Genomic DNA, 20,948 nt, shown 5'->3' on the forward strand with positions numbered 1-20,948 from the left:
AGAGGGGGCGGCTCGAATCTCTCGCCCGCACCCTATGGAGGCTGTCATGAGCTTTACTCTGGCCATTGTCGGCCGCCCGAATGTTGGCAAATCGACCCTGTTCAACCGTCTGGTTGGCAAGCGCCTTGCGCTGGTCGATGACACGCCGGGCGTGACGCGCGATCTGCGCGAGGGTGACGCGCGCCTTGGCGATCTGAAATTCATCGTGATCGACTCGGCGGGTCTGGAACTGGCCGAGGATGACAGCCTTCAGGGACGGATGCGCCGCCTGACCGAGCGCGCCGTGGAAGAGGCCGACATCTGCCTGTTTTTGGTGGATTCACGCGTCGGTATCACGCCCGCTGACGAGATTTTCGCCGATATTCTGCGCCGCAAGAACGCCCATGTGGTTCTGGCCGCCAACAAGGCCGAGGGCCGCGCGGGCGAGGCCGGTGCACTGGAGGCGTGGAGCCTTGGTCTGGGCGAGCCTTTGCGCATTTCGGCGGAACATGGTGAGGGTCTGGATGACCTGTATACGGTCCTGAAACCCCTGGCTGACGAGTTCGCGGAAAAGCGTGCGGCCGATATTCCCGAGGTCGATGTCGAGATCGAAGAGGATTCCGAGGAAGAGGGCGTCTATCAGGCACCCACCCTTGAAAAGCCGCTACAACTGGCTGTGATCGGCCGCCCGAATGCGGGGAAATCGACCCTTATCAATAAGATCCTTGGCGAAGACCGCCTGCTGACCGGCCCCGAGGCCGGGATTACCCGCGATGCGATCTCGGTAACGGCCGATTACATGGGCACGCCGATGCGGATCTGGGATACGGCGGGGATGCGCAAAAAGGGCCGCGTCAGTGACAAGCTTGAGAAGCTGTCGGTCGCGGACGGTCTGCGCGCGGTCCGCTTTGCCGAGGTCGTGGTCGTGCTGCTGGACGTGAACATCCCGTTCGAGACGCAAGACCTGCGGATCGCCGATTTCGCCGAGACCGAAGGCCGCGCGGTTGTCGTGGCGGCGAATAAATGGGATCTCGAAGAGGACAAGCCCGAGAAGCTGAAAGAGCTGCGCGAGTCGTTCGAGCGCCTGCTGCCGCAGCTTCGTGGTGCGCCGCTGGTGACGGTTTCGGCCAAGACGGGCAAGGGGCTGGACCGGCTCCATGCCGCGATTCTCAAGGCGCATGAGGTCTGGAACCGCCGTGTGCCGACCGCCAAGCTGAACAACTGGCTCTCGGCCATGACCGAGGCGCACCCGCCGCCCGCTCCCGGTGGCCGTCGGATCAAGCTGCGCTATATCACGCAGGCGAAAACGCGCCCGCCAGCCTTTGTGATCAAGGCAACGCACACGGATAAAATCCCCGAAAGCTATGAGCGTTACCTGATTAACGGGCTGCGCGCGGATTTCGATATGCCGGGCACGCCGATCCGCATCTATCTGCGCGATCAGGGCAAGGCAAACCCTTATAAAGACAAGAAAAAATCTATCCCGTCGCGTCTGAAAAAACACGTCGATGCCAAGAAGCACGCCGCGCGCAAAGATGCGGCCGCAGTGCGCAGAACCCGCAAAAGTAACGACGCGTAATCCGCGCGGCTTACGCGTCGCAGAGGAACCCCAGACGATCGAGCGCCGCGCTTGAGCGCAGGCGCCGGTCGTCATCGTCAGACAAAAGCCCGTCGTTCAGCCGCTCCATCATCGGAGACAGGCAGCGGTTGGCGCGCAGGGTGGTGATCAGATCAGGCAAGGCATCGCGCGGCATGGCAAGGATTTGCCGCGCATTCGGGATCTGGGTCCGGGGCATCGGAACCTCCTGGGTTGGGCGAGCAGCACCCGCAGAAGGTAACAGAAAATTAACCGCAAGTCATCGCCCCGCCGTCCGAAGTGCGGCAGGTGGGGATAATACCCCCGATGGTTGACGGAGGGATCGGGGCAGGGGCGCCCCGATACGCTGTGTCGCGCTTAGACCAGACGCCCTTCGACCAGGCGGGTCTTGCCGCCCAGATAGGGGTGAAGCGCCGTCGGCAGCGTGACCGAGCCGTCTTCTTCCTGACCGTTTTCCAGAACCGCGATCAGGCAGCGCCCGACCGCAAGCCCCGAACCGTTCAGCGTCGCCACAAACTCGGGCTTGCCGCCATCTGCCGGCTTGAAGCGCGCATTCATGCGGCGCGCCTGAAACTGGCCGCAGGTCGAGACCGAGGAAATCTCGCGGTATTTGTCCTGTCCGGGCAGCCAGACCTCAAGGTCATAGGTCTTTTGCGCGCCAAAGCCCATGTCGCCGGTGCACAGCACGATGCGGCGGAAGGGCAGGTCCAGACCTTTGAGCACGGCTTCGGCGCAATCGGTCATGCGCTCGTGTTCCGCGATGTGGTCTTCGGGGCGGCAGATGGTGACCATCTCGACCTTCTCGAACTGGTGCTGGCGCAGCATCCCCGAGGTATCCTTGCCCGCAGACCCTGCCTCGGAGCGGAAGCAGTTGGTATGTGCGCACATGCGCAGGGGCAGGGCGGCATCATCCAGAACCGCGCCCGAGGCAAAGTTCGTCAGCGTCACTTCGGCGGTGGGGATCAGCCACCAGCCATTCGTGGTCTGATAGCTGTCCTCGGCGAATTTCGGCAGTTGGCCGGTGCCAAGCATCGCCTCGTCGCGCACCAGAACGGGGGTGATATTCTCGGTCAGCCCGTGCTGGTCGACGTGCAGGTCGAGCATATATTGCGCCAGCGCGCGGTGCACCCGCGCCACGCCATTGCGCAGCACCACGAAACGCGAGCCGGACAGCTTGGCCGCCGTTTCGAAATCCATTTCGGAGCCGACGCCCGAAAGCTCGAAATGCTCTTTCGGTTTGTAGTTGAACGCGCGCGGCTCGCCCCAACGCGAAATCTCGACGTTCTCGTCCTCGTCCGCGCCTTGCGGGACTTCGGTCAGCGGGCTGTTGGGAATCATCAGCAGAATGTCGCGCAATTCGACATCCTTGGCCGATGCTTCAGCCTGCATGGTCGCCACCTCGGCCTTTTTCTCGGCCACCAGCGCGCGCAGGCGTTCAAACTCGGCCTCGTCACCCGAGGCTTTGGCCGCGCCCACCTGCTTGGAGGCGGCGTTCTGTGCGGCTTGCGCGGTTTCGGCTGCGTGGATCGCGGCACGGCGGGCCTCGTCAAGCGCAAGCACTTGCGACGACAGCGGTTCCGCGCCCCGACGCGTCAGGGCCGTGTCAAATTCCTGGGGGTTTTCGCGGATCGCGCGGATATCGTGCATCTTGGAACCTCGTCTCTTGTATCTGACGCTTTAACGCATCACCATCCGCCATGAAAGCCCCGCGCGCGCTCTGATGCAAATCAAGGCGGAAAGGCTTGCTAGTGGGTTGAATTTTGAGTAGATGTGCACACATTCAAAAAGCGGAATGTTACTCCCGACACTTCGCCGGAAGGAAGGAACGAGACAGATGAAATCCACGATCCTGCCGCTCGCGCTGATTGCGCTTGGCTTGCCGTTCGCGGCCTTGGCCCAGGAGAGCTATCAGGTGGCCAAAACCGAGGTCACTGACTGGAAATCCGTCTTCGGGACGGTCGAGGCGAAGGATACCATCGCGGCGCGTGCGCGCTTGGGCGGAACGCTGGTTGATCTGGTTGTTGCCGAGGGCGTGCAGGTGCAGTCGGGCCAAGTTCTCGGTCAGATCGTGGATGAAAAAATTGCGTTTCAGTTGAATGCGATAGATGCCCAACTTGAAGCGCTGAACGCACAGCTTTCCAATGCGAATACCGAGCTGACGCGCGGCGAGGAATTGCTGAAACGCGGCGTGACGACGACGCAGCGGCTGGATCAGTTGCGCACGCAGGTCGATGTTGTGACCGGCCAGATCGAGGCGCAAAAGGCGCAGCGTCGCGTGGTCGAACAACAGGCGGCCGAGGGGCAGGTTCTGGCGCCGATCTCGGGGCGGGTGCTGTCGGTTCCGGTGGCGAAAGGTGCCGTCGTGATGATGGGAGAGCCGGTCGCGACCGTGGGCGGTGGCGGGTTTTTCCTGACGCTCGCGGTGCCGGAACGCCACGCAGGCGCGCTCCATGAAGGCGACACGATCACCATCGAGACGCCTAAAGGGGACAAACAAGGCACGCTGGCCAAGGTTTATCCGACGATCGAGAATGGGCGTGTTGTCGCAGATGTTGAGGTCGCAGAACTGGATTCAAGCTTTGTGAACGCCCGCGTTCTGGTGCGCCTGCCGATGGCTTCGCGCGAGGCGGTCGAAGTTCCGGCGGCTTTGGTTCGCCAGCATTCGGGGCTTGATTTCGTGCTGGTCGAGGAAAACGGCACCCGTGTCGAACGCGCGGTTATTCCGGGCGGGCATCGCGTGGTTGATGGCACCGATATGGTCGAGATTCTGACGGGGCTGCAAGGCGGCGAGACGGTGGTTTCCCATGAGCACTGAACACGGCACCCCCGATGCGAAACTCGGGATCGCGGGGAAACTGACGCGCGCCTTTATCCAATCGGCGCTGACGCCGCTGATGATCTTTGCGGCGCTCGCCGTGGGTCTTGTGGCGCTGGTCTCGCTTCCGCGTGAAGAAGAGCCGCAAATCTCGGTTCCGATGGTGGATATTCACATTCAGGCGCCGGGGCTGAAGGCCGAAGACGCGATGAAGCTTGTGACCGAGCCGATGGAGACGATCGTCACCTCGATCAACGAGGTCGAGCACGTCTATTCGCAAACCTCGGACGATTACGCGCTGGTGATGGCGCGGTTTATCGTGGGCACCTCGTCGGATGCGGCGATCCTGCGCGTGCATGAAAAGGTGCGCGCGAATATGGACCGTATCCCGCGGGGCATCCCCGAGCCGATGATCGTGGGCCGTGGCATTGATGACGTGGCGATTGTGTCGCTGACGCTGTCGGGCAAGGAGGGGATGGATATTCCCGCCAATGACCTGACGCGGATTGCGCGTGAATTGCAGACCGAAGTCACCAAGATCGAGAACGTCGGCCTGACCTATCTGGTGGGCGAGGCGCGTGAGGTGATCCGGATTGAGCCGGACCCCGAAAAGCTCGCGCTCTATGGCATTACGCTGCAACAGCTCAGCTATAAGGTGCAACAGGCGAACCGGTCTTTCTCGACCGGCAAGCTGCGCGACAAGGGTGAGCAGATTGATCTGGTGGCGGGGGAAACCCTGACCGCTCCGGCCGAGATCGCGGGGCTGTTGTTGACCGCGCGCGATGGCCGCCCGGTCTATGTGGCCGATGTCGCGACGGTGTCCTATGTGCCGGATACAACGGAACATATCGTGGCGAATGTCGCGCGCGATGCTGACCTGAACCTGCACCGCGCGCCCGCCGTTACGCTGGCGATTGCCAAGCGGGCAGGGGCGAACGCTGTGGTCGTGGCCGAGCAGATCCTCCACCGCGTCGAAGAGTTGCATGGCTCGCTGATCCCCGAAAGCATCGAGGTGCAGATCACCCGCGACTACGGCGAGACTGCCAACGAAAAGGCCAACGAACTGCTGTTCCACCTTGGTCTGGCGACGGTGTCGATCATCGCGCTGGTTCTGTTTGCAATCGGCTGGCGCGAATCCATCGTGGTGGCGATTGTGATTCCGGTGACGATCCTGCTGACGCTCTTTGCGGCGCATGTGATGGGCTACACGCTCAACCGTGTGTCGCTGTTTGCGCTGATCTTCTCGATCGGTATTCTGGTGGATGATGCGATTGTGGTGATCGAAAATATCGCGCGGCACTGGGGGATGAAAGGGCCGGGGAGCCGCGTCGACAAGGCGATTGCCGCTGTGGCCGAGGTCGGTAACCCGACGATTGTTGCAACGCTGACGGTTGTGGCGGCCCTGCTGCCGATGCTTTTCGTGTCGGGGCTGATGGGGCCCTATATGTCGCCGATTCCGGCGAATGCTTCGGCGGCGATGATCTTTTCGTTCTTCGTGGCGGTAATTATCACGCCGTGGCTGATGGTAAAGATCGCGGGCCGCGCGGATATGTCGGCGCATGGTCATGACGATACCTATGGTTCGCATGAACACGGCGGCAAGCTGGGGGCGATTTATGCGAAGGTTGCCCGTCCGGTGCTGCGTTCGAAATGGTCGGCGGGGATGTTCTTGCTGATCACGGCGGGGCTGTCGTTCGGCTCGCTCGGGCTTTTGTATACCAAGGACGTGACGGTTAAGCTCTTGCCCTTCGATAACAAATCGGAACTGGCGGTGGTGATTGACCTGCCCGAAGGCGCCGCTGTCGAGACCACCGATATGGTCGCGCAGCGTGTGGCCCAGGTGGTCACGCGCCTGCCCGAGGTGGTGAGCGTGCAGACCCATGCGGGCACGGCCTCGCCCTTCAATTTCAACGGTCTGGTGCGCCACTACTATCTGCGCGCCTATCCGTGGCAGGGCGAAGTTTCGATCAACCTGTCGCCCAAGAGCGAACGCGAGCGCAGCTCGCACGAGATTGCGCTGGAGGTTCGCGACCTGATCAACCAGATCGAGATGCCCGAGGGCACCTCGCTGAAAACGGTCGAACCGCCGCCCGGCCCACCGGTGATCGCGACCCTTCTGGCCGAGGTCTATGGTCCCGACGCGGAAACCCGTCGTGCCTCGGCCGCGAAGATCCGCGAAGCCTTTGAAAGCGTGCCGTTCATCGTGGATGTGGACGACAGCTTTGGCCAGCAGGCACGCCGCCTGCGCGCCACGACCAATTCGGATGACCTTGATTTCTTTCAGGTTTCCGAGGGTGATGTATTCGATACGCTTGGCCTGTTGAACGGCTCGACCACCGTTGGTTACTCGCATCGTGGCGAGGGGCGTGCGCCTTTGCCGATCGTGATGGAGCGGGCCAAAGGCGCGAAGGTGATGGATGAGGCGACGCTCTCGACCCCGATCCCTGCAAACCTTTTGCCCGGCGCGCGTGGCGTGGTTGAACTTGGCGACGTGGTAAGCGTGCGCGAAGAGAAAGCCTCCTTCCCGATCTTCCGCCACAACGGGCGCGAAGCCGAGATGGTCACGGCTGAACTGGCCGGAGCTTATGAGGCGCCGCTTTACGGTATGATCGCCGTGGGTGACGCGATTGACGGCATCGACTGGGCCGAGGGCCAAAAGCCCGAAATCAGCCTGCATGGTCAGCCCGCCGACGAGGGCAAGGTCACTCTGCTATGGGACGGTGAATGGGAGGTGACCTGGGTCACGTTCCGCGACATGGGCGCGGCCTTCGGTGTGGCGCTTCTGGGCATCTACATCCTTGTGGTGGCGCAGTTCGGCTCGTTCCGCCTGCCGCTGGTGATCCTGACGCCGATCCCGCTGACCTTCCTTGGCATCATGCTGGGCCATATGATCTTTGACGCGCCGTTCTCGGCGACTTCGATGATCGGCTTCATCGCGCTGGCAGGGATTATCGTGCGCAACTCGATCCTGCTGGTCGATTTCATCCGCCACGCGGACGAGACCGGCAAGACCAAGATCGACATCCTGATCGAGGCTGGCGCCATCCGTTTCAAGCCGATCCTGCTGACGGCAGTCGCGGCGATGATCGGCGCGGTGGTCATTCTGGCCGACCCGATCTTCCAGGGGCTTGCGATCTCGCTTTTGTTCGGGCTGTTGACCTCGACGCTGCTGACGGTGCTGGTGATCCCTGCGATTTATCGGATATTCAAAACCTGATCAGCCGATCCGCGCAAACAAAAACGCCCCCGGTTTCGGGGCGTTTTCTTTTGTATCCGTTGCTGGATCAGTTTGGCAGATAGCCGTGGATCATATGGCGTAGGCCCAGAAGGCCGCCGACGATGATCGCCGCCAGCGTGACGGGGGCCGAGAAGGCCAGAACCGACATGGCCGACACGCCTTGCCCGACCGAGCAGCCAAGAGCCACCGTGCCGCCGATGCCCATCAGCGCCGCCCCCGTGACCTGGCGGCCAAGCTCGCGCGGGTCGTCGCAGGCTTCCCACTGGAACAGGCCGCGGATCGCCGAGCCAAGGAACGACCCTGCCAGCACGCCGCCAACCAGACCGACCGAGAAGGTCAGCCCGCCTGCGGTCGATGTCATGAAATAGAGGATTGTGCGGCCCAGAGGTGCGGTGAAGCTTGGGGCTTCGATCGCGACAGTGCCAAGACTTTCGGCGTTCAGATAGCTGGTCGCAACAAGGCACCAGACGACCGCCAGACCCGCGGCCACACCCCAGACAACGCGGCGCAGGTCGGTGCGCAGCGGGCGATAGGACAGCGCCCAGATCAGCAAAAGTGCGGCGATTGGCAGGGCGATCATCAGCGGCGAGACCCCCATTCTGGCCGAAAGCCAATGCGCGATGCCCTGTGCGCCGGATGCAGGTTCTTGCGCGAACAGCATCGCGCGCAGCGGGGCCAGCGGGCCGGACAGGGTGACGAAGGCGAAAATCCCCATCACCACGACCACCACCATCGAGCGCAGATCTCCGCCGCCAAAGCGCACCAGCGCGCCAAAGCCGCAATTCCCTGCAAGCGCCATGCCATAGCCGAACACAAGCCCGCCGACGATCGACGCCAAGGGCATCCATTCGATCGAGTGATAATAGGTCTGCGTCAGATCGGCGTAGCCCAAAGCCTCGGCCCCGAAAGCCCCCGCAATCGCGACCGACAGAACCACGCCCCAGAGCCTCAAGCGGCGTTGGTCGCGCCCGTAGGCTGCGCTTTCCAGGGCGCCAAGCGTGCAGAAATCACCCAGCCTCGCGGCGAGGCCCAACACAAGACCACCGATCAGCCCGACGAGTGTGGCGATCAGCTCAACCGGCACAGTCTCCATGCGGTTTCCCCCCTATGGGCGCCCCGTTCTCCCTGAGGGCGCAAAAAATCAATCCTGAGAACAAAACATCTCGTAGACGAGTTGCACAACCCTGCGTGCGCGTGGGTCGCTGAGCGAATAGTAGATCGCTTTGCCGTCGCGGCGATGGCTGACCAGCCCTTCAAGGCGCAGCCGCGCGAGTTGCTGGCTGACCGCAGCCTGACGCGATTCGAGCAGGTTTTCCAGCTCGGTCACCGATTTTTCGCCCGAAGTCAGATGGCACAGGATCATCAGCCGGCCTTCGTGTGCCAGCGCCTTGAGCAGGTTCGACGCATCGCGCGCGCGCCCCAAAAGCTCCTCCGCGTCGATCGTCGCGCAGTTTGCCTGATCGGGTGCTCCGCTTTCCATCGGCGCTTCTCTGCCGTCGGGTGACATCGAACCTGTGTATCCCTTGTGCCGCATCGGTCAGGCCTTCAGCCCGACTGTTAAAGTCCTGTTGCAATAGCATGTCCGATTCGAAAGGCAAAGCCTATCGCGCCCCTGTCGGACTATTGGACGAGGGGAAGCAGGGCACCTGCGTCGCGTAGCGCCATCCCCAGCAATCCCCAGAAGAAATCCTCGCCCGGATAGCCTTCGATCCGGCCGACCTCGTGCCCCTCCGAGATCAGCACGAAGGTCGGGGTGAAGACCGGCGCGGGGCCGATTTCAAGCCCTTCGTGCCAGTCCGAGCGCAGGTGCACGCGCTCCAGCGGCGCCAGCAATCCTTCGGGTGTTTTGGGATAAATCGGGCCGATCTGTTTGTTCCAGAGCGCGCAATAGGCGCAGCCGTCCTGCTCGACCATCACAAGGCGGAAGGGGGCGGGCGAGGGCGCCTCGGTAGCCTGCGCGATTGCGCCACCCAGTCCAATGACAAAGGCGAGGATGACTGCGATGCGCGAAAGAAAGACCAAGCTCATGATTGACGGACCCGCTATTACATATAAAGATCGTAATATGTTCAGGGGTGCGGATCAAGGAATCGATCCGCTTAGGGAGCCCCGAGGGAGGACAAATGATCTTGGACCCGACATTCGGGGGCGCGCTGCTGGCGGGCCTTCTGTCTTTTTTGACGCCGTGCATCTTGCCGATGGTGCCGTTCTACCTGTCCTATATGGCGGGGATTTCGATGGCCGAACTGCGCGGAGACGGGCAGATCGCGCCCGGCGCGCAGCGGCGCCTGTTCGTCTCGGCGGTGGCCTTTGCCCTGGGTGTGACGACGATCTTCATGCTGATGGGGATGGGCGCGACGGCGCTAGGGCAGACTTTCCGCGCCTGGATGGGCCCGCTGTCCTATGTGGCGGCGGCGGTGCTGGCAATCTTTGCGCTGCATTTTCTGGGCATCATGCGTATCCCGTTCCTTTACCGCGAGGCGCGGATCGAGGCGAAAACCGACCCTAGCACGCTGTTCGGCGCCTATGTCATGGGGCTGGCCTTCGGCTTTGGCTGGACGCCCTGCGTCGGACCGGCGCTGGCGGCGATTCTGATGGTTGCGTCGGGGATGGGGGATATTTCGCGGGGCGGGCTGCTACTGTTCTTCTATGGCGTTGGCATGACCGCGCCCTTCGTGCTGGCGGCCCTGTTCGCGCGGCCCTTCCTTGCCCTGATGGCGCGCCACCGTGCCAAGCTTGCCTATGTCGAAAAGGCGATGGGGGTCATGCTGCTGATTTTTGCCATTCTCATCGCAACCGGTGGAATGGGTTATCTGGCCGATCTCATGATCCGGCTTTTCCCGAATATTACGTCGCTCGGGTGATGATGAAGGAGTTTGGAAATGCGTAAATTCATTCTGTCGGCGCTGACCGTTCTTGGTCTTGCGCTGCCGCTCTCGGCCTCTGAACTTGGTGAGGACGGCCTGCACAAGGAACCGTGGTTCCGCGAGACCTTCCGCGACATGAAAGAGGATCTGGCCGAGGCGAATGCCGAAGGTAAACGCCTCATGCTGATCTGGGAACAGCGCGGCTGCATCTACTGCACCAAGATGCACGAAGAGGTCTATTCCGACCCCGCCATCCGGCAGCAGATCGAGGAGGGCTACTTCGTCGTGCAGATGAACCTGTTCGGCGATATCGAGGTGACGGACTTCGACGGCGAGACCCTGCGCGAAAAAGAGATGGCGATGAAATGGGGGGTGATGTTCACGCCTACGATGATGTTTTTCCCCGAGTCCGTCGAAGAGGGCACCCCCGCCAATCGCGCTGCCGTCGCCCAGATGCCCGGAGCTTTCGGGAAAGGGACGACGGGGGCTTTGCTGACCTGGGTGCAAGAGCATGGCTATGAAAGCGGTGTGAACTTCCAGAAATATGTCGCTGACAGAATGAACGCGAAATAGAAGCTAAAACAAACATATACTTGATAAAGTTAATCTACTTTTCCGCCGCGCGCCCGACTTTTTCCTGAAGGTCTGACGTAGGGTCTCTTCTGCGCTGCAGCATAGGTATTCGAATATTTGAATTTATCTATTGCGCCAATCTGTCGCACTCGCTTACAAATGGATTCGGGAGAAGAAGAGGGAGGTCTTCTATGAAAAGCCATATTGCGGTGGCCTGTTCCGCCATATTCGTCGCGAGCGCGGCATTCGCCGAAATCGCCCCCACGGCGGTCAGTTTCGCAGACGACGGCTCTGTCGCAGAGTCGCTGACCGGTGTCGCCGGAAATGCCGAAGAGGGGGCAAAGGTCGCCTCGACCCGCCCGCTCGGGAATTGCGTTGCCTGCCATGCGGTCTCGGCGCTCAAAGCGGATTTTCAGGGCAATGTCGGCCCCGAACTTAACGGCGCCGCTGACCGCTGGTCGGAAGCGCAGCTGCGCGGGATCGTTGTCGATGCCAAGCACACGTTCGAGGGCACGGTGATGCCGGGCATGTATAAGACCGGCCCCTATATCCGCCCCGGTGACGCCTATACCGGCAAAGCCCCCAAGGCCGAGCTTTCGCCCATTCTGACCGCACAGCAGGTCGAAGATGTGGTCGCCTTCCTGATGACGCTCAAAGAGTGATCACAGGCGCGACAAGAGAAACCCGAGAGGAGACAAGGATGAACCTTTCAAGACGTGACGCGCTGGTGCTTGCGATGGGTGGCGTAGCCGCCTCGATGGTGCCTTTCGCGGCCATGGCAAGCGCTGCGGACGATGCGATCGCGGCCTTCACCGGCGGTGCCGAAACCTCGGCGGATGGTATCAAGCTGGACGCGCCCGAGATCGCTGAAAACGGCAACGGCGTTCCGGTTGGCGTGGATGCGCCCGGTGCCGTGTCGATCGTGATTTTCGCAACCGGCAACCCGACGCCCGCGGTTGTGACCTTCAACTTCGGCCCTGCGGCTGGCTCGCAATCCGCGTCCACCCGCATCCGTCTGTCGAAAACGCAAGATGTCGTCGCGGTCGCCAAAATGGCTGACGGCAGCTTCAAGCGCGCATCGGCAACCGTCAAAGTGACCATCGGCGGCTGCGGCGGCTGATCTGAGGATTTCGAGGAGAATATATCATGGCAGATAATGTCAAACCGCGCGTGAAAGTGCCGAAATCCGCAAAGTCGGGCGAGGTCATCACCATCAAATGTCTGATCACGCACCCGATGGAATCGGGCCAGCGCAAGGACAAGGACGGCAACGTCATCCCGCGCTCGATCATCAACCGGCTGACCTGCGATCTGAACGGTCAGAATGTGATCGACGTGACGCTGGAAGCTGCGATCTCGACCAACCCGTATTTCGAATTCACCGCCAAGGTGGACGCTGCGGGCGATTTCCAGTTCACCTGGTATGACGACGACGGCTCTGTCTACAAAGAGACCAAAGCCATCGCCGTGGCCTGAGGCCATTCCCCCGATTGAGGGGGGTGCGTGGGAGCGCACCATCCAAGACAGACCTGCGCCCTTGGGGAGAGACTGGGGCGCGGGGGACACTCAGGGAGGATTTCAATGATGCAGCGCATGAGCCGCACAACATTTGCCGCGATGGCCGCTCTGGCTATCGGTTTCGGCGCCGCTTCGGCCGATCCGGTCGAGGACGAACTCGTCGTCAATGACGAGGTGACTATCGTCACCAAAGCCCCCGCCGCCGCCCATCTGGAAGGGCATCTGGACACGGTCTATTCGGGCTGGCTGTTCCGCACCCCCGAAACCCGCGCCATGCAGATGGACGATTTCGACAACCCGATGCTGCTGTTTGCGGAAGCGGGCGAAGAGGCGTGGGCCACTGCCGATGGCTCCGAGGGAAAATCCTGCGCCGATTGTCACGGCGATATGGCCGAAGGCATGAAGGGCGTGCGCGCCGCGATGCCGAAGGTCAACGAGGCGGGGCAGCTCTGGTCGCTTGAGGATTACATCGACAATTGCCGCACCACCCGCATGGGCGCCGACGCCTGGGGCTTTGATAAGAAGCCGATGAACAACATGATCACGGCGATCTCGATGCAATCGCGCGGCATGCCGGTTGCGGTGCAGATCGACGGCCCGGCCGAAGAATTCTGGAAGCGTGGCAAAGAGATGTACTACACCCGCTATGGCCAGCTTGAGCTGAGCTGCGCGAATTGCCACGAAGAGAACTACGGCAACAATATCCGCGCCGACCACCTGAGCCAGGGGCAGATCTCGGGCTTCCCGACCTATCGCCTGAAAACCGCAGGCGTTGTGTCGATCCACAACCGCTTCAAGGGCTGTATCCGCGACACGCGCGCCGAGACCTTTAGCCCCGGCAGCCAGGAGTTCCGCGAGCTGGAGCTTTACGTCGCCTCGCGCGGTCTGGGCCTTGAGATCGAAGGCGCGGGCGTCCGTCCGTAACCACTTTCGCGGGGGCTGGTTTGTCCGGCTCCCGTTTTTTCGGTCCTGTCGCATTCATATATCGCTATGTGTCAGGATTTATCAGGCAATACATCGGCTTACGAAGCGCTGTTCAGGCGTGAAAAGGAGAAGTTGGCATGATTTCCCGGCGGGAATTTATTCAGGCAAGCCTTGCGGCTTCGACCATTCTGGGGGGCACGGGGCTGTCGCGCTGGTCGCGGGCCATGGCGCAGCAATCGCTGACGCAAGACCAGTTGCTCGAGTTTGATACCTTCGGCAATGTCACGCTGATCCACATCACCGATATTCACGCGCAGGCCAAGCCGATCTATTTCCGCGAACCCGAGATCAACCTTGGCGTTGGCGATGCCAAAGGCCGCCCGCCGCATGTGGTCGGCAAAGAGTTCCTTGATATGTTCAATCTCAAGACGAACTCGCCCGAGGCCTATGCGCTGACGTATGATAATTTCGTCGATCTGGCGAAATCCTACGGCAAGATGGGCGGCATGGACCGCGTCGCGACGGTGGTGAAATCCATCCGTGCGGATCGCCCTGATGCGCTGCTTCTGGATGGTGGCGATACGTGGCATGGCTCGATGACCTCGTTGCTGACCAAGGGGCAGGACATGGTCAACATCATGAACCAGCTTGGCACCGAGGCGATGACTTCGCACTGGGAATGGACCTTCGGTCAGGACCGCGTGAAAGAGATCGTCGACGCGCTGCCCTTCCCGTTCCTTGGCGCGAATATCTTTGACGTCGAATGGGATGAGCCGGCCTTCGAACCCTACAAGATTTTCGAACGTGGCGGCGTGCGTATCGCCGTGATCGGGCAGGCCTTCCCCTATATGCCGATCGCGAACCCGAAATGGATGTTCCCCGACTATTCCTTCGGAATCCGCGAAGATCGTATGCAGGAAGTCGTCGACGAGGTCCGTGCCGAGGGTGTCGATCTGGTCGTGTGCCTGTCGCACAATGGCTTTGACGTGGATCGCCAGATGATCGCACGCGTAAAAGGGATCGACGTGATCCTGACCGGCCACACCCACGATGCTGTGCCCGAGCCGGTGATCGTGGGTGATACCATTCTGATTGCATCCGGTTCGAATGGCAAATTCGTCAGCCGCCTTGATCTGGATGTGCGCGACGGGCGGATGATGGGCTTCCGGCACAAGCTGATCCCGATCTTCTCGGATGTGATTGCGCCCGACGCCGATATGGCAGCGCTGATCGACAATGACCGCGCGCCCTATAAGGAGCAACTCGAAGAGGTGGTGGGCCAGACCGAGAGCCTGCTGTATCGCCGGGGCAACTTCAACGGCACCTGGGATGACCTGATCTGCGAGGCGATGCTCTCCGAGCGCGACGCCGAAATCGCGATGTCGCCGGGTGTCCGCTGGGGCACGACCCTTCTGCCGGGCGACAACATCACCCGCGAGGATATTCTGAACGTCACCTCGATGACCTATGGTGCTTGCTATCGCACCGAGATGACCGGCGAGACGATCAAGACGATCCTTGAAGATGTGGCCGACAACATCTTCAACACCGACCCCTATTATCAGCAGGGCGGGGACATGGTGCGCATCGGCGGCATGGGCTACCATATCGACGTCTCGAAACCGATCGGGCAGCGTGTATCGAACATGACGCTTCTGAAGGACGGCTCCGGTATCGACCCCGCGCGCAGCTATGTCGTGGCGGGATGGGCCTCGGTCAACGAGGGCACGGAAGGGCCGGAGATCTGGGATGTGATCGAGGATCATGTGCGCAAGATCGGCACCGTCAAGCTGACCCCGAATAACTCGGTTGTGGTGAGCGGCGTCTGACGCCGGTCACATCAGAAGTTTCTCGCAAGAGATTGAAGTTCAAGGAGAAGACAATGAACGAGAAGGACCGCGCAACACCGCCCGATCACTCGCTCGACCTCGCGCTGAACCGCCGTGGCTTTCTGCGCGCGGGCGCGGCTGCGGGGGCGCTGGCGGCTGGCGCCGGGGCAGCGAAAGCCGCTGGCACCCCCGACCCGCTGATTACCGACGTGCAGCCCTGGGCGCAGGGCTGGGGCGACGGGGTGGATGCCACGCCCTACGGCCTGCCGATCCGGTTCGAGGACGACGTCGTGCGCCGCAATGTCGGCTGGCTGACGGCGGATGTGATTTCCTCGATCAACTTTACGCCGATCCACGCGCTTGATGGAACGATTACGCCGGCTGGCTGCGCGTTCGAGCGCCACCACTCGGGCGCGATCGAGCTGGCGAAAGAGGACTACCGCCTGATGATCCACGGCCTCGTCGACAAGCCGCTGGTGTTTACCTACGAAGATCTTGAGCGGTTCCCGCGTGTGAACCGCACCTATTTCCTTGAATGCGCGGCGAATACGGGCATGGAATGGGCGGGCGCGCAGCTGAACGGCGCGCAGTTCACCCACGGCATGATCCATAACATGGAATACTCGGGCGTCACGCTGCGCACGCTTCTGGAGGAGGCCGGCGTCAAGCCCGAGGGCAAGTGGGTCTATGTCGAAGGCGCAGATGCCTCGTCGAACGGGCGCTCGATGCCGTTGGAAAAGGCGATGGACGACGTGCTTGTCGCGTTCAAGGCCAATGGCGAAGCGCTGCGCAAAGAGCACGGCTATCCGGTGCGTTTGTGTGTGCCCGGCTGGGAAGGCAATATGTGGGTAAAGTGGCTGCGCCGCGTCGAGGTCATGGAAGGCCCGGTGGAGAGCCGCGAGGAGACCTCGAAATACACCGACACGCTGGCTGATGGCACGGCGCGCAAGTGGACATGGGTGATGGATGCGAAATCCGTTGTCACCTCGCCCTCGCCGCAATCGCCGATCAAACACGGGCCGGGGCCGCTGGTCATCACCGGTCTGGCATGGTCGGGGCGCGGTGCGATCGCGGCGGTTGATGTGTCGATTGATGGTGGCAAAACATGGCGCGAGGCCCGTCTGGCCAACCCCGGACAGGACAAGGCTCTCACGCGGTTCTATCTGGATGTCGAGTGGGACGGCTCCGAGATGCTGCTGCAATCGCGCGCGGTCGATGACACCGGCTACGTCCAGCCGACCAAGAACAGCCTGCGCGAAATTCGCGGCGAGAACTCGGTCTATCACAACAACTGCATCCAGACCTGGTGGGTCAAATCGAACGGGGAGGCAGAGAATGTCGAAGTTTCGTAATCTTCTGATCGCATCGGCACTTATTGCGCCGCTGGCGAGCCCTGCCTTCGCCGAAAAGACCGGCCTTGGCCGCGAGGCGCTGCCCGAGGAAATCGCGGCATGGAACTGGGATGTCTCGCCCGATGGCACCGGGTTGCCGCCCGGGGCCGGCTCGGTCGAGGATGGCGAGATGCTGTTCTCGGATAATTGCGCGGTTTGCCACGGTGAATTTGCGGAAGGCGTTGATAACTGGCCGAAACTTGCTGGCGGTGATGGCACACTGGCAAACAAGGACCCGGTCAAGACGGTGGGCTCCTACTGGCCCCATCTCTCGACGGTGTGGGATTACGCGCACCGCTCGATGCCGTTTGGCAATGCGCAGTCGCTCTCGGTCGATGATACCTACGCAATCGTCGCCTACATCCTGTATTCGAACAACCTCGTCGAAGATGACTTTGTTCTGTCGAACGAGAACTTCCTTGAGGTCGAGATGCCGAATGCCGGTGGCTTCATCGTCGATGACCGCGCGGAAAGCGAATATCCGGTCTTCACCACCCGCTGCATGGAGAATTGCAAGGAAACGGTCGAGATCACCATGCGCGCGGCGGTTCTGGATGTGACGCCCGATCTGGGCGAGGGCGATGTGCCTGCCGAAGAGGCGACTGCTGCTGAACCTGCGGCAGAACCGGTGGCCGAGGCTGCTCCGGCGGTCGATCCCGCGCTGGTTGCGGCGGGCGAAAAGGTCTTCAAGAAGTGCAAGGCCTGCCATCAGGTCGGTGAAGGCGCGGTCAACAAGGTCGGCCCGGTGCTGAACGGTCTGGTCGGGCGCGCGGCTGGCTCGGAAGAGGGCTTCAAGTATTCGCCTGCATTCAAGGACAAGGCCGCCGAAGGTCTGGTCTGGGACGAGGCGAATATTGCGGCTTATCTGCAAGATCCGAAAAACTTTATCCCGAAGAACAAGATGTCCTTCGCGGGGCTGAAGAAGGACGAGGATATTGCTGCCGTGATCGCTTATATCGAGGCGCAGTCGAACTAACCCTGACCGGGGCGGCAAGCCCCGGACCTCTGGCGCTTTTTGGCTCTCCACCCGAAGCGTCGAACTGGCGCCCGCGTTCGCCTCGCGGGCGCTTTTTCATGCCCGCACGCCGGACGGCTTGCGCAGAAACGCGCCCGCGTGGATAGTCAAAGTGCCAGCAAGGGGGAGGCGGGCGTGGATAAATTGAGAAAACGGGCGGAAACCTTGTTTCGGGCGGGGGTCGCAGCGGCGGACCCCGCGCGGGGTGTGCGTGCTGCGCTGCCGGAGGTTTTGACCGATCCGCCGGGGGCTGGCGGGCGGTGGCAGATTGTCGCGCTTGGCAAGGCCGCTTTGGCGATGACGCAGGCTGCGCGCGAGGCTCTGCCCGAGGCGGCGATTCTGGTGGTGACCAATCCCGAGAATATGCCCGCATCGGCGCCCGACGGGATAAGGGTCATCGCGGGCGATCATCCTGTTCCGGCCGAGGGAAGCCTTGCGGCGGGACGCGCGATTATTGAAACGCTTGAGGCACTTACGCCCGCAGACAGGCTATTGGCGCTGATCTCGGGGGGTGGTTCGGCGCTGGCGGTCGCGCCGGTCGGGGGCGTGACGCTTGCCGACAAGGCCGAGGTCGCGCGCGCGTTGCTGGGGTCGGGGGCCGATATTGTGCAGATGAACCTTGTGCGCCAGCATCTGTCGCGGCTCAAGGGCGGGGGGTGGTGCGCACACACTGCGGCCCCTGTGACGGCGTTGATCCTGTCGGATGTGCCAGGCGATGATCTGCGGGTGATCGCCTCGGGGCCGACGGTCGGGCGGATCGGCAGTGTGGACGAGGCGGCAGATCTGTGCCGCTATTTCGACATCTGGACAAAACTGCCAGCCGCTGTGCAGGCCCGCCTGTCCGGTGCCGAGGCCGTGCGACCCACCGCGCCCGCACAAAATGTGCTGATCGGCGGCAACGCGCTTTCGGTTGCGGCGATGCTACGGGCGGGGGCGCAAGAAGGGCCGTTTGCGCTTGCTGGCCGGGTGGACAATCTGGCCCCGCGGATCGCCGCGTTACTTGCGGAAATGGCTTCTGGCGAGGTGCTGGTTTTCGGAGGCGAAACCACGGTTGCGCTGCGTGGCAAGGGGCGAGGCGGGCGCAATCAGGAACTTGCGCTACGGGTCGCCTGCGCGGCCGAGGCGGCGGGCATTTCCGGTGACTGGGTGTTCTTGTCGGGCGGGACCGACGGGCGCGACGGGCCGACAGATGCGGCGGGCGGTGTGGTCGGGCCGGATAGCCTTGAGAGGATGCGTCTGGCGGGACTTTCCCCCGAGGCGGCTTTGGCCGAGAATGATTCCTATCCCGCGCTTATGGCCGCTGATGCGCTGCTGATGACGGGCGGCACGGGCACGAATGTGGCGGATCTGGCGGTGCTGATCCGCGGCTGACGGGTCTCAGGTGTTTTGCGTATCGCGCGCGGGGGCGAGGAGCCGGACGGCTTCGCGGATGGCGACAAAGGCGATGATCGCAAGGGCGATAGTGTCGAAGCTCGGCATGGGAAACCTCCTGTTTACGAAGGTTAACTAACTTTCCAATTGGGGCGGAAAAAAGGCGGCCTCGCGGCAATGCCAAGACCTAGCGTTCAAGTTTGAGCCGATCGCGCGAGAGTTCCACCTTCGCAAACCGCGTCAGATAGCTCATCCCCAGAAGCGAGGTCTCCAGCGCGCCGCCGTTCACGATAGCGCGGATGTCGCGGTCATGGATCGGGCCAAGCACCAGCGTCTCAAGCCGCACCGGCGCGGTCTGCACCACACCGTTCGCGGTTTGCGCCTGCCCGAAGAAGCTCAGCGTGGCGGGGTTGATGCCGACGCGGGCCGCATCCTCGCGCGTGAGCACAATATCCGAGGCGCCGGTATCCACCATGAAGCGGATGTCCTCGCCGTTGATGGTTGCGGTCAGGTAGTAATGGCCATCCGGCGCCAGAGGGGTCTCGATCGTGCCGTTGTCCAGCACCGACTGGCGGGGCATCATCGTGTTGGAGACATCTTTCCACAGCCCGACCGCCCCCATGACCCCGATGAAAATGAACGCCCAGATCAGCAGATGCTGCGCCGAGCGGCGGGGGGAGCGGAACACCGCGTTGATGACATAGCCGCCAACCGCGATCAGCAGCAAGATCAGATAGATAAGCCGGCCAGTGTCGAAATTGTCCATGGTGCCTCCTTTCCCCGATATGGGTGGCGGCCCCCGTTTTGTCACGGGGAAAAAAGCCCGGCCCCCGCCATCCCGTCCAGAATGAACTGGATCGACAGCGCCGCCAGAAGCATCCCCAAAAGCCGCGTAACCACCATGATGCCGGTGCGTCCCAGCAGCTTTTCGGTGAAGGTCGCGAGGATGCACATGAAGAACACGCCGGCCAAAACGCCGAGCATCACCAGATGGATCGCCGCGATATGCATGGCGTCCGCGTCAGGCGCGCCTGCAAGCAGGATCATCGTGGCCATCGCGCCCGGGCCTGCGATCAGGGGCGTCGCCAGCGGAAAGACCGAGGGGTCGTGCTCGGGGTCGACCTGCTGGCCTTCGCGCCGCTGCGTGCGCCGTTCAAACAGCATGTCCAGCGCGGTCAGGAACAGCAAAACCCCACCCGCGATGCGGAAGGCGGGCATGGAAATGCCGATGGTCTGCAACAGCTTGTCGCCCAAGAGGCCAAACAGCGTCAGCAGCACCGCGCCGATCATGACCGCACGCAGGGCCACGCGGCGGCGCTCGGGGCGGCTCATGCCCTGGGTCAGCGCAAGGAAAAGCGGCGCCAGACCGATCGGGTCCACCACCACGAAAAGCGTCACAAACGCATTGAGATACTCGAGCCAGTTCATCTGACAGCTATCGCAACCGCCGCGCGCTGGCGCAAGGGCGAAGATGGTGCCGGGATCACGCGAAATTTCGGGTGGTTTTGTCGATTGGGGCTTTGAATGGGCCTCAGCTTTTCTTAAATGGTAAGGCAGAATAACCAACCGGCGGGGGAAACCCGCAACGGGGAGAGAAACATGCTTAACAACATCGGCCTTCCGGGGCTTCTTCTGATCGCTGTCGTGGTGCTGGTGCTTTTCGGGCGCGGCAAGATCTCGTCGCTGATGGGCGAGGTCGGCAAAGGCATCACCGCCTTCAAGAAGGGCGTGAAAGAAGAGACCAAGGAAATCGAGGAAGCGGCGAACGCGCGCGACGTGACGCCCGCGGACGAAAAAGACAAAGCCTGATCCGAACGGCGGATTGCGGGGG

The 20,948-nt window shown here is 62.0% G+C and carries 21 protein-coding genes; 14 read left to right on the forward strand and 7 right to left on the reverse strand.

Annotation, left to right across the window (positions count from 1 at the left end):
- Positions 1–46: 46 nt before the first annotated feature.
- Positions 47–1,558 (forward strand): ribosome biogenesis GTPase Der, encoded by a 1,512-nt coding sequence (gene der, locus RYZ20_RS00995; RefSeq protein ID WP_317670016.1) that lies wholly within the window; start codon positions 47–49, stop codon positions 1,556–1,558.
- 10 nt (positions 1,559–1,568) lie between these two features.
- Here der and RYZ20_RS01000 read toward each other — a convergent pair whose 3' ends face one another.
- Together RYZ20_RS01000 and serS are read right to left on the reverse strand one after the other, a co-directional pair.
- A complete protein-coding gene (locus RYZ20_RS01000; RefSeq protein WP_317670017.1) occupies positions 1,569–1,775 on the reverse strand; it encodes a hypothetical protein in 207 nt (68 codons plus the stop codon).
- Between the two features lie 158 nt (positions 1,776–1,933).
- Positions 1,934–3,223, reverse strand: coding sequence for a serine--tRNA ligase (gene serS, locus RYZ20_RS01005; RefSeq protein ID WP_317670018.1), 1,290 nt, complete (start codon positions 3,221–3,223; stop codon positions 1,934–1,936).
- 187 nt (positions 3,224–3,410) lie between these two features.
- Here serS and RYZ20_RS01010 point away from each other — a divergent pair, with 187 nt between their 5' ends.
- Together RYZ20_RS01010 and RYZ20_RS01015 are read left to right on the forward strand one after the other, a co-directional pair.
- Entirely contained in the window at positions 3,411–4,391 is a 981-nt protein-coding gene (locus RYZ20_RS01010; RefSeq protein WP_317670019.1) for an efflux RND transporter periplasmic adaptor subunit, read from the forward strand.
- Entirely contained in the window at positions 4,381–7,608 is a 3,228-nt protein-coding gene (locus RYZ20_RS01015) for an efflux RND transporter permease subunit (protein WP_317670020.1), read from the forward strand. The genes RYZ20_RS01010 and RYZ20_RS01015 overlap by 11 nt, the downstream gene beginning before the upstream one ends.
- Before the next feature lie 67 nt (positions 7,609–7,675).
- Here the strand turns inward: RYZ20_RS01015 and RYZ20_RS01020 are convergent, their stop codons facing one another.
- From RYZ20_RS01020 to RYZ20_RS01030, 3 genes are all read right to left on the reverse strand, one after another.
- A complete protein-coding gene (locus RYZ20_RS01020) occupies positions 7,676–8,722 on the reverse strand; it encodes a YeeE/YedE family protein (protein WP_317670021.1) in 1,047 nt (348 codons plus the stop codon).
- Positions 8,723–8,770: 48 nt separating this feature from the next.
- Positions 8,771–9,109 carry an ArsR/SmtB family transcription factor gene (locus RYZ20_RS01025; protein WP_317670022.1) on the reverse strand — a complete coding sequence of 113 codons (339 nt, stop codon included), beginning with the start codon at positions 9,107–9,109 and terminating at the stop codon, positions 8,771–8,773.
- 140 nt (positions 9,110–9,249) lie between these two features.
- A complete protein-coding gene (locus RYZ20_RS01030; RefSeq protein WP_317670023.1) occupies positions 9,250–9,657 on the reverse strand; it encodes a thioredoxin family protein in 408 nt (135 codons plus the stop codon).
- A gap of 95 nt (positions 9,658–9,752) precedes the next feature.
- Here RYZ20_RS01030 and RYZ20_RS01035 point away from each other — a divergent pair, with 95 nt between their 5' ends.
- The 10 genes from RYZ20_RS01035 (at position 9,753) to RYZ20_RS01080 (ending at position 19,117) form a co-directional block, all read left to right on the forward strand.
- Positions 9,753–10,493, forward strand: a complete 741-nt coding sequence (locus tag RYZ20_RS01035; protein ID WP_411572303.1) for a cytochrome c biogenesis CcdA family protein — start codon at positions 9,753–9,755, stop codon at positions 10,491–10,493.
- Positions 10,494–10,511: 18 nt separating this feature from the next.
- Positions 10,512–11,069, forward strand: a complete 558-nt coding sequence (locus RYZ20_RS01040) for a thioredoxin family protein (protein WP_317670024.1) — start codon at positions 10,512–10,514, stop codon at positions 11,067–11,069.
- Positions 11,070–11,260: 191 nt separating this feature from the next.
- Positions 11,261–11,731: a sulfur oxidation c-type cytochrome SoxX gene (gene soxX / locus RYZ20_RS01045; protein ID WP_317670025.1), complete on the forward strand. Its 471-nt coding sequence runs from the start codon at positions 11,261–11,263 to the stop codon at positions 11,729–11,731.
- A gap of 38 nt (positions 11,732–11,769) precedes the next feature.
- Positions 11,770–12,189, forward strand: coding sequence for a thiosulfate oxidation carrier protein SoxY (gene soxY, locus RYZ20_RS01050; protein WP_317670026.1), 420 nt, complete (start codon positions 11,770–11,772; stop codon positions 12,187–12,189).
- 26 nt (positions 12,190–12,215) lie between these two features.
- On the forward strand, positions 12,216–12,545 hold the full coding sequence (soxZ, locus tag RYZ20_RS01055) for a thiosulfate oxidation carrier complex protein SoxZ (protein ID WP_317670027.1): 330 nt from the start codon (positions 12,216–12,218) through the stop codon (positions 12,543–12,545).
- Between the two features lie 108 nt (positions 12,546–12,653).
- Positions 12,654–13,511, forward strand: a complete 858-nt coding sequence (soxA, locus tag RYZ20_RS01060) for a sulfur oxidation c-type cytochrome SoxA (protein WP_317671282.1) — start codon at positions 12,654–12,656, stop codon at positions 13,509–13,511.
- A 137-nt stretch (positions 13,512–13,648) separates the two neighbouring features.
- Positions 13,649–15,340 (forward strand): thiosulfohydrolase SoxB, encoded by a 1,692-nt coding sequence (gene soxB / locus RYZ20_RS01065; protein WP_317670028.1) that lies wholly within the window; start codon positions 13,649–13,651, stop codon positions 15,338–15,340.
- Positions 15,341–15,393: 53 nt separating this feature from the next.
- Positions 15,394–16,692 carry a sulfite dehydrogenase gene (gene soxC / locus RYZ20_RS01070; protein ID WP_317670029.1) on the forward strand — a complete coding sequence of 433 codons (1,299 nt, stop codon included), beginning with the start codon at positions 15,394–15,396 and terminating at the stop codon, positions 16,690–16,692.
- Positions 16,676–17,707 carry a c-type cytochrome gene (locus RYZ20_RS01075; protein WP_317670030.1) on the forward strand — a complete coding sequence of 344 codons (1,032 nt, stop codon included), beginning with the start codon at positions 16,676–16,678 and terminating at the stop codon, positions 17,705–17,707. Before soxC ends, RYZ20_RS01075 begins: the two co-directional genes overlap by 17 nt.
- Before the next feature lie 174 nt (positions 17,708–17,881).
- Positions 17,882–19,117, forward strand: a complete 1,236-nt coding sequence (locus RYZ20_RS01080) for a glycerate kinase type-2 family protein (RefSeq protein ID WP_317670031.1) — start codon at positions 17,882–17,884, stop codon at positions 19,115–19,117.
- A gap of 187 nt (positions 19,118–19,304) precedes the next feature.
- Here RYZ20_RS01080 and RYZ20_RS01085 read toward each other — a convergent pair whose 3' ends face one another.
- Positions 19,305–19,883 carry a retropepsin-like aspartic protease family protein gene (locus RYZ20_RS01085; protein ID WP_317670032.1) on the reverse strand — a complete coding sequence of 193 codons (579 nt, stop codon included), beginning with the start codon at positions 19,881–19,883 and terminating at the stop codon, positions 19,305–19,307.
- A 41-nt stretch (positions 19,884–19,924) separates the two neighbouring features.
- Positions 19,925–20,545 (reverse strand): MarC family protein, encoded by a 621-nt coding sequence (locus RYZ20_RS01090; RefSeq protein ID WP_317670033.1) that lies wholly within the window; start codon positions 20,543–20,545, stop codon positions 19,925–19,927.
- Between the two features lie 171 nt (positions 20,546–20,716).
- Between RYZ20_RS01090 and tatA the strand changes: the two genes are divergently transcribed.
- Entirely contained in the window at positions 20,717–20,926 is a 210-nt protein-coding gene (gene tatA, locus RYZ20_RS01095) for a twin-arginine translocase TatA/TatE family subunit (RefSeq protein ID WP_317670034.1), read from the forward strand.
- Positions 20,927–20,948 lie beyond the last annotated feature (22 nt).

This window comes from Pseudothioclava alba, from assembly GCF_033100795.1.
In the GTDB taxonomy this organism is placed as follows: domain Bacteria; phylum Pseudomonadota; class Alphaproteobacteria; order Rhodobacterales; family Rhodobacteraceae; genus Pseudothioclava.

What these genes read in the sequence shown, in the direction of transcription:
- serS (WP_317670018.1), bottom strand. Translation starts at nt 3,223, where the DNA reads ATGCACGATATCCGCGCGATCCGCGAAAACCCCCAGGAATTTGACACG.
- RYZ20_RS01015 (WP_317670020.1), top strand. Translation starts at nt 4,381, where the DNA reads ATGAGCACTGAACACGGCACCCCCGATGCGAAACTCGGGATCGCGGGG.
- soxY (WP_317670026.1), top strand. Translation starts at nt 11,770, where the DNA reads ATGAACCTTTCAAGACGTGACGCGCTGGTGCTTGCGATGGGTGGCGTA.
- RYZ20_RS01035 (WP_411572303.1), top strand. Translation starts at nt 9,753, where the DNA reads ATGATCTTGGACCCGACATTCGGGGGCGCGCTGCTGGCGGGCCTTCTG.
- RYZ20_RS01025 (WP_317670022.1), bottom strand. Translation starts at nt 9,109, where the DNA reads ATGGAAAGCGGAGCACCCGATCAGGCAAACTGCGCGACGATCGACGCG.
- RYZ20_RS01020 (WP_317670021.1), bottom strand. Translation starts at nt 8,722, where the DNA reads ATGGAGACTGTGCCGGTTGAGCTGATCGCCACACTCGTCGGGCTGATC.
- RYZ20_RS01085 (WP_317670032.1), bottom strand. Translation starts at nt 19,883, where the DNA reads ATGGACAATTTCGACACTGGCCGGCTTATCTATCTGATCTTGCTGCTG.
- soxB (WP_317670028.1), top strand. Translation starts at nt 13,649, where the DNA reads ATGATTTCCCGGCGGGAATTTATTCAGGCAAGCCTTGCGGCTTCGACC.
- RYZ20_RS01075 (WP_317670030.1), top strand. Translation starts at nt 16,676, where the DNA reads ATGTCGAAGTTTCGTAATCTTCTGATCGCATCGGCACTTATTGCGCCG.
- der (WP_317670016.1), top strand. Translation starts at nt 47, where the DNA reads ATGAGCTTTACTCTGGCCATTGTCGGCCGCCCGAATGTTGGCAAATCG.
- soxC (WP_317670029.1), top strand. Translation starts at nt 15,394, where the DNA reads ATGAACGAGAAGGACCGCGCAACACCGCCCGATCACTCGCTCGACCTC.
- RYZ20_RS01040 (WP_317670024.1), top strand. Translation starts at nt 10,512, where the DNA reads ATGCGTAAATTCATTCTGTCGGCGCTGACCGTTCTTGGTCTTGCGCTG.
- RYZ20_RS01090 (WP_317670033.1), bottom strand. Translation starts at nt 20,545, where the DNA reads ATGAACTGGCTCGAGTATCTCAATGCGTTTGTGACGCTTTTCGTGGTG.
- RYZ20_RS01000 (WP_317670017.1), bottom strand. Translation starts at nt 1,775, where the DNA reads ATGCCCCGGACCCAGATCCCGAATGCGCGGCAAATCCTTGCCATGCCG.
- RYZ20_RS01030 (WP_317670023.1), bottom strand. Translation starts at nt 9,657, where the DNA reads ATGAGCTTGGTCTTTCTTTCGCGCATCGCAGTCATCCTCGCCTTTGTC.
- soxA (WP_317671282.1), top strand. Translation starts at nt 12,654, where the DNA reads ATGCAGCGCATGAGCCGCACAACATTTGCCGCGATGGCCGCTCTGGCT.
- tatA (WP_317670034.1), top strand. Translation starts at nt 20,717, where the DNA reads ATGCTTAACAACATCGGCCTTCCGGGGCTTCTTCTGATCGCTGTCGTG.
- soxX (WP_317670025.1), top strand. Translation starts at nt 11,261, where the DNA reads ATGAAAAGCCATATTGCGGTGGCCTGTTCCGCCATATTCGTCGCGAGC.
- soxZ (WP_317670027.1), top strand. Translation starts at nt 12,216, where the DNA reads ATGGCAGATAATGTCAAACCGCGCGTGAAAGTGCCGAAATCCGCAAAG.
- RYZ20_RS01010 (WP_317670019.1), top strand. Translation starts at nt 3,411, where the DNA reads ATGAAATCCACGATCCTGCCGCTCGCGCTGATTGCGCTTGGCTTGCCG.